General features: G+C 44.4%; 13 protein-coding genes. 4 read left to right on the top strand and 9 right to left on the bottom strand.

The window, feature by feature from the left end:
• Window positions 1–83: 83 nt before the first annotated feature.
• On the top strand, window positions 84–1,670 hold the full coding sequence (locus tag ABDB91_RS07150) for an ASKHA domain-containing protein (RefSeq protein ID WP_347490929.1): 1,587 nt from the start codon (window positions 84–86) through the stop codon (window positions 1,668–1,670).
• A gap of 135 nt (window positions 1,671–1,805) precedes the next feature.
• On the opposite strand, the gene ABDB91_RS07155 is transcribed toward ABDB91_RS07150, so the two are convergent.
• The 8 genes from ABDB91_RS07155 to ABDB91_RS07190 form a co-directional block, all read right to left on the bottom strand.
• The gene (locus ABDB91_RS07155; RefSeq protein ID WP_347490930.1) at window positions 1,806–2,207 is read right to left on the bottom strand and encodes a cobalamin B12-binding domain-containing protein; all 402 of its coding nucleotides are present in this window, start codon (window positions 2,205–2,207) and stop codon (window positions 1,806–1,808) included.
• 25 nt (window positions 2,208–2,232) lie between these two features.
• Window positions 2,233–3,882, bottom strand: coding sequence for a methylmalonyl-CoA mutase family protein (locus tag ABDB91_RS07160; protein ID WP_347490931.1), 1,650 nt, complete (start codon window positions 3,880–3,882; stop codon window positions 2,233–2,235).
• 1 nt (window position 3,883) lies between these two features.
• Window positions 3,884–4,837 carry a methylmalonyl Co-A mutase-associated GTPase MeaB gene (gene meaB / locus ABDB91_RS07165; protein WP_347490932.1) on the bottom strand — a complete coding sequence of 318 codons (954 nt, stop codon included), beginning with the start codon at window positions 4,835–4,837 and terminating at the stop codon, window positions 3,884–3,886.
• Window positions 4,838–4,856: 19 nt separating this feature from the next.
• On the bottom strand, window positions 4,857–5,396 hold the full coding sequence (cobO, locus tag ABDB91_RS07170) for a cob(I)yrinic acid a,c-diamide adenosyltransferase (protein WP_347490933.1): 540 nt from the start codon (window positions 5,394–5,396) through the stop codon (window positions 4,857–4,859).
• 323 nt (window positions 5,397–5,719) lie between these two features.
• Window positions 5,720–5,938 carry a hypothetical protein gene (locus ABDB91_RS07175; RefSeq protein WP_347490934.1) on the bottom strand — a complete coding sequence of 73 codons (219 nt, stop codon included), beginning with the start codon at window positions 5,936–5,938 and terminating at the stop codon, window positions 5,720–5,722.
• A 1-nt stretch (window position 5,939) separates the two neighbouring features.
• Window positions 5,940–6,905, bottom strand: a complete 966-nt coding sequence (locus ABDB91_RS07180) for an acyl-CoA dehydratase activase (protein WP_347490935.1) — start codon at window positions 6,903–6,905, stop codon at window positions 5,940–5,942.
• A 29-nt stretch (window positions 6,906–6,934) separates the two neighbouring features.
• On the bottom strand, window positions 6,935–8,053 hold the full coding sequence (locus tag ABDB91_RS07185) for an acyl-CoA dehydratase activase-related protein (RefSeq protein WP_347490936.1): 1,119 nt from the start codon (window positions 8,051–8,053) through the stop codon (window positions 6,935–6,937).
• Complete coding sequence (locus ABDB91_RS07190; protein ID WP_347490937.1) at window positions 8,053–9,030, bottom strand: acyl-CoA dehydratase activase-related protein; 978 nt, start codon at window positions 9,028–9,030, stop codon at window positions 8,053–8,055. Before ABDB91_RS07190 ends, ABDB91_RS07185 begins: the two co-directional genes overlap by 1 nt.
• Window positions 9,031–9,286: 256 nt before the next feature.
• Here ABDB91_RS07190 and ABDB91_RS07195 point away from each other — a divergent pair, with 256 nt between their 5' ends.
• A complete protein-coding gene (locus tag ABDB91_RS07195) occupies window positions 9,287–9,901 on the top strand; it encodes a DUF3786 domain-containing protein (protein WP_347490938.1) in 615 nt (204 codons plus the stop codon).
• Between the two features lie 18 nt (window positions 9,902–9,919).
• Window positions 9,920–10,450 carry an NUDIX hydrolase gene (locus tag ABDB91_RS07200; protein WP_347490939.1) on the top strand — a complete coding sequence of 177 codons (531 nt, stop codon included), beginning with the start codon at window positions 9,920–9,922 and terminating at the stop codon, window positions 10,448–10,450.
• A gap of 112 nt (window positions 10,451–10,562) precedes the next feature.
• Here ABDB91_RS07200 and ABDB91_RS07205 read toward each other — a convergent pair whose 3' ends face one another.
• On the bottom strand, window positions 10,563–11,246 hold the full coding sequence (locus tag ABDB91_RS07205) for a septum site-determining protein MinC (protein ID WP_347490940.1): 684 nt from the start codon (window positions 11,244–11,246) through the stop codon (window positions 10,563–10,565).
• Window positions 11,247–11,571: 325 nt separating this feature from the next.
• Here ABDB91_RS07205 and ABDB91_RS07210 point away from each other — a divergent pair, with 325 nt between their 5' ends.
• Entirely contained in the window at window positions 11,572–12,999 is a 1,428-nt protein-coding gene (locus ABDB91_RS07210; RefSeq protein ID WP_347490941.1) for a sigma 54-interacting transcriptional regulator, read from the top strand.
• Window positions 13,000–13,069: the final 70 nt, after the last annotated feature.

A 13,069-nucleotide genomic window follows, 5' to 3' on the forward strand; every position in this document is an offset into this window, starting at 1 on the left:
TTAATTAGCTGTGTTATTATTTATAGTGTAAATTTACTGAATATTATCGTTGTATTGGATAATTACAAGGAGGTTTATATTGATTGTCGGTTGCAAACAATTATTCAATTATATTGCAGAACAGAGTGCTTGTTGATGTTAACCTTAACCCGATGAGCCAAAAACGCTATATAGAGCTGGAACAGCCAAGTTTGCTAAATAATCAGGCTGATGTGGACAGGTTGCTGGGGACACTTGAAAACCGGTATTCGGGCCTGTCGGTACCGTTATTATTAATGAATAAAGTAAGTGAGGTGCTGCGCAATGCCAACTGGCGGGTGACTGTCACAGTAGCCCGATCTGGACATGCCTGGCAGTTGGTTGACATTGAACCGGGTGATACGACAAACCGGCATTTGGGGCTGGCGGTTGATTTGGGTACCACTACCGTGGTTGGCTACCTGGTAGATATGGTTACCGGTAAGGTGCTCGATATGGCGGCTGATTTTAACGGTCAGGCAGCCTACGGTGCAGACATATTAACAAGAATCTATCTGGCCGGCACCACCTCGGGGAGAAAGCAACTGCAGCAGGCGGTGGTGGATACATTAAACGGTATTATAGGCCGTCTGGCGCAAAAACAAGACTTTTATGGCGGTGCTATCAGTGCTGTTACGGTGGGGGCCAACAGTACCATGGTACATTTACTTTTGGGTGTTGATCCTTCCCGCATTTGCATGGCTCCTTATATTCCGGTGGTCAACTTGCCCGGATACATTAGCGCGTCAGCTATTGGATTGGCTGTAAACCCCCGGGCTCCTATTTATTGTTTGCCCAGTGTAGGCAGTTATGTGGGCGGTGATATTGTAGCCGGTATACTGGCCAGCGGATTGCATAAAAAGCCCGAGCTGGCTCTATTTGTTGATATTGGTACCAACGGGGAAATAGTGTTGGGCAATAACGAGTGGTTGGTGGCCTGTGCCGGTGCGGCCGGTCCGGCGCTGGAGGGCGGGGTTGCCCGGGACGGTATGCGGGCCGAGCCGGGAGCGGTATATCAGGTGCGCATAGATCCGGACACTCGGCAGGTTCATTATCGTACTATAGACGGCCGCAAAGCCGTGGGTATCTGCGGTTCCGGACTGGTGGATTGTCTGGCTGAGCTAATGCTGGCCGGTGTTATTGACCGGGCGGGTAAATTTCGGGGTGCTGACAAGAGTTTTGTGGTTGTTCCGGCGGCGGATTCAGCCACAGGGAAAGATATTACTTTTACTCAAACAGATATAAATAATATTATGCGTACCAAGGGTGCGGTGAACGCAGCTCTCGAAGTGCTGCTGGAGGGTGTTGGCTCTCGGATGAATGATATTTCTACATTTTATGCCGCCGGCGCCTTTGGTCAGTATCTGGATCTGGAATCGGCCATAACTATAGGTTTCTATCCCGACCTGCCCAGGGAGCGGATGATACGCTTGGGTAACAGTTCCGGTGAAGGGGCCAGGCTGGTGCTGTTGTCCGAGGAAAGCAGACTGGAAGCAGAAGAAATTGCTCGCAATATAACGTATTTTGAACTTAATGCTAATGAGGCATTTATGAATAAGTTTGTGGGCAGTAAATTCCTGCCGCATACTAATTTGGATTATTACCCTACGGTTAAAGAGAAAATGATCAAACGGGGGCTCCTGCATGACTAATGTTAAGTACCAAACCGTTAATAAATGCTTGATTCCGGTGCAAGTGGCGGCTGCGGTTGTTGGGTTGATAAACATTGTTTAAAATAGACTAAACCGCCCGGAACAAGTCCGGGCGGGTAAATGTTCGGGTAAATGTTATTGTACCTTGGCGTTGGCGTTTATCCATTCCACAATGGTTTCTATGGTTGTGCCGGGAGTGAATACTTCTGCTGCAAAGCCTCCCTCCTTGAGTGCCATAACATCCGCTTCGGGTATGGTACCGCCGCCCATAACCATGATATCGTCGGCACCGTTTTCCTTGAGCAGTTGGCAGATCCTGGGGAACAGTGTCATGTGTGCACCGCTTAAAACGGACAGGCCGACAATATCCACATCTTCTTGAATGGCTGCTTCTACTATTTGTTCCGGTGTTTGGTGCAAGCCGGTATATACTACCTCCATACCGGCGTCTCTTAGTGCGCGGGCGATAACCCGGGCACCCCGGTCATGGCCGTCCAGGCCGGGTTTGGCCACCAGCACCCTGATTTTCTTTGCCATTGGTTTTGCCTCCCTTGTCGAAAGTTTAAAAAGTAGGTTTTTCCTTGTACTCACCGAATACTTCACGCAAAGTCTGTATAATTTCGCCTTCGGTGGCATAAGCTTTTACACATTCGAGAATGAAAGGAATCATATTCTCAGTGCCCTGCGCGGCTTGACGCAATGCATCAAGGGTATCCCCAACCAGTAAGTTATTACGATCGCGGCGCAGTTTTCCAACTTTCTCTACTTGTTTGCGCTCGATTTCAGGATCAATGATTAATAATTCAATTTCCAATTCTTCATTGGGATCGATAAATTCATTTACGCCAACCTGGATGCGTTTTTTCTTATCTATAGCCCGCTGATAATGGTAAGCAGCGTCAGCAATTTCCTGCTGGAAAAAGTTCTGATCAATAGCGGCCAGAACGCCGCCGCGGCGCTCGATTTCCGCAAAATATTTTTCAGCTTCTTCTTCCATTTTATTGGTTAAGGCTTCCACATAATACGAGCCTGCCAGGGGATCGATAACATTGGCTACGCCTGTTTCGTAAGCCAGAATTTGCTGGGTGCGCAGCGCTATTTGCGCAGCTTTCTCGGTAGGTAAAGCCAGGACCTCATCCATGGAGTTGGTGTGCAGGGACTGAGTGCCCCCCAGCACTGCAGCCAGGGCTTCGTATGCGGTACGTGCGATATTGTTTTCAGGTTGTTGAGCGGTCAAGCTGCAGCCGGCAGTCTGAGTATGGAAGCGCAGCAGCCATGATTTAGGATTCTTAGCCCCGTATTTTTCTTTCATACGCCGGGCCCATATTCGCCGGGCGGCACGGTACTTAGCAATCTCTTCGAAAAAGTCGATATGTGAATTAAAGAAATAGGACAGCCGGGGAGCGAAATCATCTACATTTAGACCCGCCTCAATGCCGGCCTCTATATAGGCAAAACCATCCGCCAGTGTAAAAGCCAATTCTTGCACGGCGGTTGAGCCGGCTTCGCGGATATGGTAGCCGCTGATGCTTACAGTATTCCATTTGGGCACGTGTTTGGCGGCATACTCAAATATATTTGTAATTAAGCGCATGGATGGCTCCGGCGGAAATATCCAGGACTTTTGGGCAATGTATTCCTTTAAAATGTCATTTTGGATGGTGCCTGTTAATTGTTCCGAAGCCACGCCTTGTTTTTCCCCGGTGGCGATATACAGACACCAGAGAATAGAGGCCGGCGCGTTGGTTGTCATGGAAGTGCTGACCTTATCCAGGGGAATACCGTTAAACAGTGTTTCCATATCCTCAAGGCTGTCTATGGCCACACCTACCCGGCCCACTTCACCAAGGGAACGGGGATGATCGCTGTCATAACCCATGATAGTAGGCATATCAAAGGCTACACTGAGTCCGGTCTGCCCTTTCCCCAGCAGGTATTTATAACGCAAGTTGGATTCCTCGGCCGTGCCGAATCCGGCAAACTGACGCATGGTCCACAGCCTGCCGCGATACATGTTGCTTTGTACACCCCTGGTATAGGGATAATCGCCTGGGAAGCCGATATCCTTCATGTAATCCAAGTTTTTGATATCTTCCGGTGTGTACAAATCTTCGACCGGCAGGCCGGATACGGTTTCAAAATTAATGTCCCGGTTCTTTTTTTTGCTTTTTGCGGTCAGCCATTTATCTCGGGCGGTTTTAATTTCGTTCATATCAGCAACGCTCCTTTAAAAAATCATATAAAAATTTTTGGGCTTGGGTGTAAGGGTCTGTTTTGCGTTCCACCATTTGATGCAATATATCACTCAGCCCGTTCGCTTGATGAAAATGATCCCACAATTGCTTGCGCAGACTCTCCTCTGCAAGCTCTATCATTTCCATGCTCAGCCTTTGACGAACGGCTTCCTGCAGCTCACCACTGTCGCCGGCATACTGCAGATGGTTATTGATTGTCGACCAGAGCTCGTCTATGCCGTGCTGGTTGACTACGCTGGTTTCCACCACCGGTGGCCGCCAGCCCGTATGAAAGCGGGGGCTCATGTCCAGCATTTGTTCAATATCGGTAATAATTTTTTTCGTGTGGCCTAAATCGCATTTGTTAATTACAAAAATATCAGCGATTTCCATAATTCCTGCTTTGATGGTCTGAATATGATCGCCGCCCCCGGGTGTAAGTACAACCAGGGTGCTATCGGCGTAATGCATAATGTCCAATTCACTTTGACCGACACCGACTGTCTCAACAATAATAATATTGCAGCCGTAAGCGTCCAGTACCTTAACCACATCTTTAGTGGCTCGGGCCAAACCGCCCAGGCATCCCCTGGTGCCCATGCTGCGGATAAAAACATTTTTATCTAAAGCATGTTCCTGCATGCGGATGCGATCGCCTAAGAGTGCACCGCCGGATATGGGTGACGTTGGGTCAACGGCTACCACACCAACTTTATTATCATATTTACGTGCCTGTTTAATTAATTCATCTGTTAATGAGCTTTTGCCCGCACCGGGCGAACCCGTTACTCCTATAACATGGGCCCGGCCTGTATGCGGGTATATTTGGCTTAATAACTCTTCTTTACCCGCGCCGTTATTTTCAATTAGGGTAATCATCTTGGCTGCCGTGCGTTTATCTCCCTGTATTAGTTTACCAACTTCCAACATCATATCCTCACCCGCCTATGTGTCAGTATTCAATTCCTTCTCTGGCCGTGACACCTTGATAATAGGGATGTTTAATTAGATTTACTTCGCTGACCAGATCGGTAATTTCGGTTATTTCCTTGGGTACATATCTTCCCGTTAAAATCAACTCGACATGGCGTGGTTTGGATTTAATAATTTCCAATACATCATCCAATTCAATTAATTTAAAGTCCAGAGCGGTATTAACTTCATCCAAAATAACCAAATCATAATTTCCTTCGCTAATGACTTTCCGGACTGTTTTAAGTCCTTGCTTGGCCAGATCAATATCCGCCCGGGATGGGTTATTCTTGCTAACAAAAGTTTCCAAACCACTTTGCACAATAATCAAATTGGGCAAATACTTTTCCGCTGCCTGGATTTCACCATAATCCTTGCTGCCTTTCATAAACTGCAGCATAAAAACTTTATAGCCGTGACCAATGGCCCTTAAGGCCAAACCTAGGGATGCCGTTGTCTTGCCCTTGCCATTTCCTGTATATACCTGAACTAAACCTTGGTTCAACCGGGGTCGGGACATGGGGCCACCTCCTTCCCTGTAGCCTAAGATGAAAAAATAATATATGTTATATGCATTAGTACTAGCAAATTATATGCCTTTTCCATAAAATTAATTGTTTTTTGAAAAGCTATTGTTTTTATGCTATTTTAAATTTGCGCTAAATGAATAAATGTTGTGTTATTTCAGAATATAATGAAGTGCTTGTAGATGATCGTTGACACATGTAAACCGGAGTAGGGTCTGTACTTTAATAAAAAGATCATCAGCCGATCCGCGATGGTGCAGGCGATCTCAGTAACAACAATAACGGGGCATCAATGGTAATAAAAAAACCGCTTAATTCAGCGGTTTTTTTTATAAAATTTATTCTTAAAAAAGTAGTAAAAAACCGGACCTACGACTAAAAGCCAGCCGGCAAAAATGCCCCAAATAATTGATTCCGCCCGTGTGCGTCCCGTTTTGTAAGCGTCAATACCCACCCAGATACCGGAAACAAGCATAATAACTACGATTATTGAATTAAAAAAAACTGCCAGTATTTTTAAATCATGCTCAGTCACACTATCCCTCCTGTATGATATCCCATCTGGGGCACCTGGCTCCCCAGCGCCCAATCACACGGTTTTCCTCATATATTTCAGCAATCTCGCAGTTATTGGGACAGCCGTCACATTCAAAGCTGCCGGTTCGATAAGTTAATTTAGCGATGGAAAAACCTTTGAAACCAGTGGTCTTATGAGTTTCCGCAAGTTCCTCCTTGGCCAGCAGCGCTGCGCCAATGGCCCCCATTACGTCGTGATGAGGCGGTACTGTTATTTCCATGCCCAGTGCCTTTTCGAATGATGCTTTTATGCCTGCATTGGCAGCCACTCCGCCCTGAAAGATAACCGGTGCCAGGATTTCCTTGCCTTTGCCGATATTGTTTAGATAGTTGCGCACCAGCGCTTCGCATAGACCGTTAATAATATCATGCACGGGATGGCCCATTTGCTGTTTATGAATCATGTCCGATTCGGCGAATACCGTGCAGCGTCCGGCAATGCGTACCGGATTAGATGATTTTAGAGCCAGGGTACCGAATTCGGTAATGGGAATGCCCAGCCGTGAGGCCTGTTGATCTAAAAAAGACCCGGTACCGGCTGCGCAAACGGTGTTCATAGCGAAATCGGTGACAATGCCGTCCCTGATGATTATTATCTTCGAATCCTGCCCGCCTATTTCAAGAATTGTTTGCACTTGAGGAATAAAATGAGATGCGGCTACGGCATGGGCGGTAATCTCATTTTTAATTACATCCGCGCCGACCATTACTCCGGCCAGATAACGTCCGCTGCCCGTAGTGCCTACTCCGCAAATCTTTGTTTGTTCGGGTATTAATTGAGCAATCTGCTGTAAACCATCCTGAATGGCTTCTACAGGGCGACCCCTGGTTCGCAAATAAAGGTCGGCTATTACTTGGCCGGCCTGATCTTGAATAACTAAGTTAGTGCTGACGGATCCAACATCCATACCAAGATAGGCTTGCATAAAGTCACTTCCTTGCGCTTCAGAAATATTTACAAGGCACCGGAGGGTAGCCACAGTTTTGATTTGTCTTGTTTTTTTAATTTTTTCCTTTTCATTAAGTCGGCGAACGCTTCCAGGCGGGTGTTCATTCCCGCTTTTCCGGTTTGTTCATCAAGAAAAAAAGTGAGCACAGGTATATTGTAATCCCTGCTAACAGCGGGTAATATGGTGCGGGCCACTATCTCGGGTATACAGGTAAAGGGGGCCAGTTGGATAACACCGTCAAAGCCGCGCTTGGAATATAATATGGTATTGCCTATGGAATCCCTGCCGTGCCCGCCAATTAATTCCGGCAGGTAATGCTTGGCAGCATCTTTTACTGTTGTTCCCTCTACAGTCTCTTTCCAGGTATTATCCCTAGTCCAACCGGTTAAAAATATGGAGCGTTCCACCTCAACCCCCAGGTTGCCCAGCGTTTCCTCAATTTCCAAATTGGCGGCCGGCTCCAGCAGTACGTAGATTTCGCCGACAATACCTACTTTTATAACCAGCCGGTTAGGATCCTGGGGAACTTTGTGCAACTCCTCCAGGGCAGCCGCTTCGGCTTCAATAATGTCATTTGTGTTATAGGCGCTGTCTATCCATTCTAAAACTTGTTTATATTTTCGTGTAGTAGTGCCTTTCTTTAATTCTCTGGGTCTAATAACATGGGTTGCCTTTTCGGCGTTATCCAGTGCCTGCAATTTGCGCCACGCCTTTTTTATGCGGCCGATAATAGCTTTTATGGATAATCTGCCGGGATTTAGCTTATATACATTGCGGATAAAACTAATGGGATATAAGCGGGGCGGCTCAAAAATAATCATTTCAATGGGGTATCCCAGGTCGTGTAAAATCTTTTTATGTAAATCAGCATAAAGTCCGGCCCGGCAGGGTCCCACCCCTCCGGAAGTGACTAAAATATTAGCCCCTTTTTCAATGGCTTCAAGGTAAGTACCCATTAATATTTTTAAAGGGAAACAGGCAAATTCGGGAGTATACTGAACGCCCATGTTTAAGGTTTTACGGCTGGGCCTGGGCGGTAATATCACTTCATTCCCCAAGTCGTTTAATAACATTTTAAAAGTGCGGTAGGATTCTCCCATGTGCGGGAAGGTTACTTTACGCATTACGTTATATCCCTTCTTTTTCTTTTGACCATATCAACAAACGCTTCCAGCCTGGTGCTTACCCCGGCCTCGCCGCTGTGCTCGTCAACGGTCAAGCTCATAAACGGTATAGTGCTTGAGTAGTTATCTAATTGGATGAACCTGTCCACGATGGAGTCTGGACCGCAGCCGAACGCTGACAGGTGTATAATGCCGTCAATATCATTTCGACCGGCAAAATAGCGGGTCGCTCGCAGGGTGCGCTCGCTGAATGTCCAAAATAAACGTTTGGGTGATGCATGCCTTTGTATCCTCACGGTAAGTGGAGAAAGGTTATCCGGTGTAACTACATTAATGCGCATTTTGCGTAATTTATTAATTATAGCAACACTGATGTACTGGTCGTGAATAATATACGGATAGCCTACGACGGCGAATTTCAATTGTCCTTGATTGTCCGGTGGTTTATTATGCTTGCCGTTAAAGATATTATCAATGGCCTCTAAAGGCTGTAAACCGCCGCATAATAACCTTTGGAATTTGAACTGTTTGATTTGAGCTTTTAATAAGGCCTTTATTATTTGTGCCGATGTTTTGCCAAGCATTTTTCCCACTTGATAATAAGCGGATAATATGCTGTCCTTTCGTTCGCGGGCATCCACGCGCACATCAATTATGGGAGGCATGCCTGGGATCCCGTGGCGAATCATGTCGGGTAATCCTAAAAATTTAGGGCAATAAACGGTTTTTTTATTTAAGCAAACAATGCGTGGGATAAATAAATAATCTACTTGATCGCTTATGGCCATGGTGTGGCCAAAGAAAACTTTCACGGGCACACAGGCGTCAGCCAACGCTTCGCGCACACCGTTATCCATTAATTTACGAGTGGTTTTCCCGGAGGTTATCACTTGTGTACCCAGTTCATCAAAATAAGTTTTCCACAGGGGATAATACACATAATAAAAAAGAGCACTGGGTATGCCAATACGAAGCACGATTTATACACTCCTAAACAGTAATTGATAGCAACATATAATATATTTCTCGCAAATAGAAAAAATTCCTTGCTTGTGTAAACAAAAATATGCAGTTAAAAGTGAGACGATGGCATCTTTATTAAAAATAATTATTGTGGCGTTTTTTTGTGGTAAAATGCTTTTAATCTATCAAGTATATTTGGCAAAAGCTGCAAGTGATTAATTATTATATGCTTTTACGGCTTAATTTCCAAAAGAGGAGGTTTTGGTTTTTATGGCATTGATGAATTTAAAACCGGCTTACGCCAAGGCAATGAAGGAATTTTCTCGAAATACGCCGGAAGTAATGGCTAATAATGCTTTAGTCGATTTTGATCAGTCCGGTTCTTTTTTTGTGGTACCGTTTTTAGGCGGCAAGTATCGCGTATACTATCCCGGAGGTAATATAGAATGCTGTGCCGGTGACGGGGAAGTAAAAATTGATTATAAGGTAGTATTGTTGCATTATCTTACTCATTGCAGTCCCCGGGACGTGGAGAACGCCAAAGTGTCCTTTAAGGAATTGCCCAGTGGTTCTATATATGTTGGCCCCTTTACCAACCGGGCCATTAAACCTCTGGTATCTATATTTGCCGGCAATATTGAAAAAATGCTGGAAGCGGCGGAAAGACTTGGCGGATGGAAGGACAGCATTGGCGATGTGTCTGTAACGGTGCCGGTGTTGCCCAAGATACCGATTACTTTTGTTATATGGGAAGGGGATGATGAGTTTCCGCCTACGGGTAATGTTTTGTTTGATACTTCAGCACCCAGTCATCTGGACACTGAAGATTATGCTTTGTTGCCGGGACTGGCTCTGTGGGAGATGAAAAGAGTCGCCCAAATTTAAGTTATTTGGAGGGTTACCATGTCTGAAAAAATAATTCATCAAGAAACAGTATTTACCGGTAAAATTTTAACAGTGCGCAAGGATCGGGTGTATTTACCCGATGGCCGCACGGGTAACCGTGAAGTGGTCGGTTGCGCCGATGCGGTGGCTGTGGTGGCGTTAACAGGTGGGGATGAAGTGCTTATGGTTAAACAATATCGTCATCCTGTAGGCAAAGAGCTCTGGGAAATACCAGCCGGGAAAATAGAAGCGGATGAACATCCCCTGCAATGCGCTCAAAGAGAATTGGAGGAAGAAACGGGATATCGTGCTCAAAACTGGCAACGGGTATACTCTTTTTATACTTCACCCGGATTTTGCACGGAGCAGTTGCATTTATTTGTGGCCAGCGATTTGACTAAATATAACCAAAAGCTTGACCAGGACGAGTTTATCGAAGTTGAAAAAAAATCACTGCCAGTAGCTCTGGATATGGCTGTCAGTGGTGAAATTGTTGACGCTAAAACCATTATCGGGCTGTTGGCCGCCGACAGATACATAAATCAATAATCAATAAATCCATGTTATTTTCATCGGGTAAAATGCTTTGTCGGTTGCCGCTTGATTTGGCCTATGGTAGCTTCAAATGCTGCTGTAGGTCATTTTGCTCATTGGTAGTTTATTACACATATTCCGGGACCGATTGTTTAAATTCACCTATTCCAACATAGTCGGTTAAAATAATTTTTTCATTACTGATATTGGCTATTACAGGTCCGCTGAGTGATTGCTCCGGGCCGGGATATAGTATTTGGTCTGCTATTCTTAAGTGACCGTTCTTAATTTGCAAAGCAATAATATAAGCTTGACGATTGCCGGATTTGCCGGCATGAGCGAAGCCGGAGCAAGTGCCCATTACTATTATATTACCCGCTGCTGACACCTTGGCCCCCGGGTGAATGTTGCCTACAACCGTTACATGTCCGTTGTGGCTGATCATTTGTCCGGAACGCAAGGTATGTTTTACCAGTAAAGCGGCCTCACCGGGCATAGGATGATGAGCAGCCCGGGTATTATTAACCGGTATTTCCGGTTTGCCTTGACCTTTACGCTGAAATGGCGGCCACTGGGTTTCCGGGTTGGGAATCAAACCGTAAGCCTTGCAGATAGACTCCAACTCGTTTTTTTCCGCGGGAATAAGTGTTTTTTCATGGTATAGCGTAAACTTTGCACCGGAAAAAAAACCGCTGGAAGATTCCATTTTATTTTTTAAACCGGTTTTAATATCTTCAAAATCTCGACTTGGATCAAGTAAAATAATAAGACCATGTTTAGTTCCTTTTATATTAATTGCTTCCTTTGGCAAATTACTCGCTTCCTTTCCAGGATTTGCATAAATAATTCGATAAATCTTTTTATATTCCTGCCTAAAGTTACATATTCAGTGTTAACTTAATAATTAAAAAGCAATAATGATATTCGGGAAGTTATGTAAGCGGAGTTTTATAAAAGTGTAATCAATTGTGACACAGTATAATAATCATAGTATATAGCTGCATTTAAGCAATATTTTATGTCTAAGTTGTCATCCGGTGCTGTACATACTTATAGTTAGTTGATAAAATATTTGCTAAAGTCAAAATATTTAAACGAGGTGATTGTCAGTGCTTTATCCGGAGAGCACAAATAGCATGCTGGACAATATTAAAGTTCAAGAAGGTTATTCAGCCGAAAAAATCCTTAATACAATTTTCGAGAATAGTAATGAAGGTTTGCTGGTGATTAGCGAAGATGGGGTTATTAAGCAAGTTAATCTTGCTTTGGCTGAAACTTTAAAAACATCTCCGGATAACTTGATAGGCCATAAGTTAGTTGATGTATGTAAATATAATGGATTGCGCAGGTTGGTCAAGACATTACAGACCGGTGAGCCTGAGATAGGCAAAATATCCAGTGTGGAGGGGCGCAATTTTCTGGCGGATTACCTGCCCATTATTATAAATCAGCGGATACGGGGAGCACTGGTCAAACTTATTTTTTTAAATTCGGATCGGGAGTTGCCCAATGAAAGGGGTATAACTAAAAAAAAGAAACCATTAAAGTCCAATGGCTTTAATGGGATGTATACGGTGGATAGTATTATTGGCAACAGTCCTCAAATGATAGATCTAAAGGAAACAATATTAAAAGTCGCGCCGCGCAATTCAAATATTTTGATCACCGGTGAAAGCGGCACAGGAAAGGAGCTCTTTGCTCAGGCCGTTCATGCCGCCAGTTTGCGCAGGTCGGGTCCATTTATTAAGATCAACTGTGCGGCTATCCCTGATACTTTACTGGAATCTGAATTCTTTGGCTATGAAGATGGTGCTTTTACAGGCGGCAAAAAAGGCGGTCAGGTGGGTAAATTGGAACTAGCCAATGGCGGTACTGTATTTCTTGATGAAATAGGGGATTTATCCTTTGTGCTGCAGGCCAAATTATTAAGGTTTATACAGGAAAAGGAGATACAGAAACTGGGTGGTGTGGAAGTGAAATTGTCCGATGTCAGGGTGGTGGTGGCTACCAATGTAAATTTGCACCATATGGTTAAGTATAAAAAATTCCGGGAAGACTTATTTTATCGTTTAAATGTGGTTAATCTCCCCATCCCACCCTTGCGGGAAAGGAAAGAAGATATCAAAAATTTAGTACTTCACTTTATTGAAAAGTATAATAAATTATTTGGATTAAAAGTCGTATGTTTATCGTCTCAGGTTGAGAATATATTTCAAAAATATTCTTGGCCGGGTAATATTCGTGAATTGGAAAATACAATTGAACGAGCCTTTAATGTTTTAGAAGGTAAGACAATACGCAAAGAACATTTGCCTAATCATTTGATTAACATATTGGATGAAGAACCTTTAGAGCACAAAAGCTATGATCACGAACAAAAAGATGATCTTTCAATAAAACTGGCCCAGGGTCAGACCCTGGCTGACGTAATGAATCAGGCCGAAAAAATGGTGATTTTGCAAACGTTGATGAATAGTAAGGGTAATAAGGCCAAAGCAGCGCAGATGCTGGGTATATCCAGGCCGGGTTTATATAAAAAATTGATGAAATATAATTTAACGTAAACGTCGGTAATAAAATTCAGTTCTTATTGCTGCTGTAATAGCCAGAAAAGCTGTGCCCTTGCTCAGCTTT

The organism is Desulfoscipio sp. XC116 (assembly GCF_039851975.1).
In the GTDB taxonomy this organism is placed as follows: domain Bacteria; phylum Bacillota; class Desulfotomaculia; order Desulfotomaculales; family Desulfallaceae; genus Sporotomaculum.

Excerpts from the sequence above, each read along its gene's own strand:
- ABDB91_RS07155 (WP_347490930.1), bottom strand. The coding sequence starts at position 2,207 with ATGGCAAAGAAAATCAGGGTGCTGGTGGCCAAACCCGGCCTGGACGGC.
- ABDB91_RS07160 (WP_347490931.1), bottom strand. The coding sequence starts at position 3,882 with ATGAACGAAATTAAAACCGCCCGAGATAAATGGCTGACCGCAAAAAGC.
- meaB (WP_347490932.1), bottom strand. The coding sequence starts at position 4,837 with ATGATGTTGGAAGTTGGTAAACTAATACAGGGAGATAAACGCACGGCA.
- cobO (WP_347490933.1), bottom strand. The coding sequence starts at position 5,396 with ATGTCCCGACCCCGGTTGAACCAAGGTTTAGTTCAGGTATATACAGGA.
- ABDB91_RS07180 (WP_347490935.1), bottom strand. The coding sequence starts at position 6,905 with ATGCAAGCCTATCTTGGTATGGATGTTGGATCCGTCAGCACTAACTTA.
- ABDB91_RS07185 (WP_347490936.1), bottom strand. The coding sequence starts at position 8,053 with ATGCGTAAAGTAACCTTCCCGCACATGGGAGAATCCTACCGCACTTTT.
- ABDB91_RS07195 (WP_347490938.1), top strand. The coding sequence starts at position 9,287 with ATGGCATTGATGAATTTAAAACCGGCTTACGCCAAGGCAATGAAGGAA.
- ABDB91_RS07200 (WP_347490939.1), top strand. The coding sequence starts at position 9,920 with ATGTCTGAAAAAATAATTCATCAAGAAACAGTATTTACCGGTAAAATT.
- ABDB91_RS07210 (WP_347490941.1), top strand. The coding sequence starts at position 11,572 with ATGCTGGACAATATTAAAGTTCAAGAAGGTTATTCAGCCGAAAAAATC.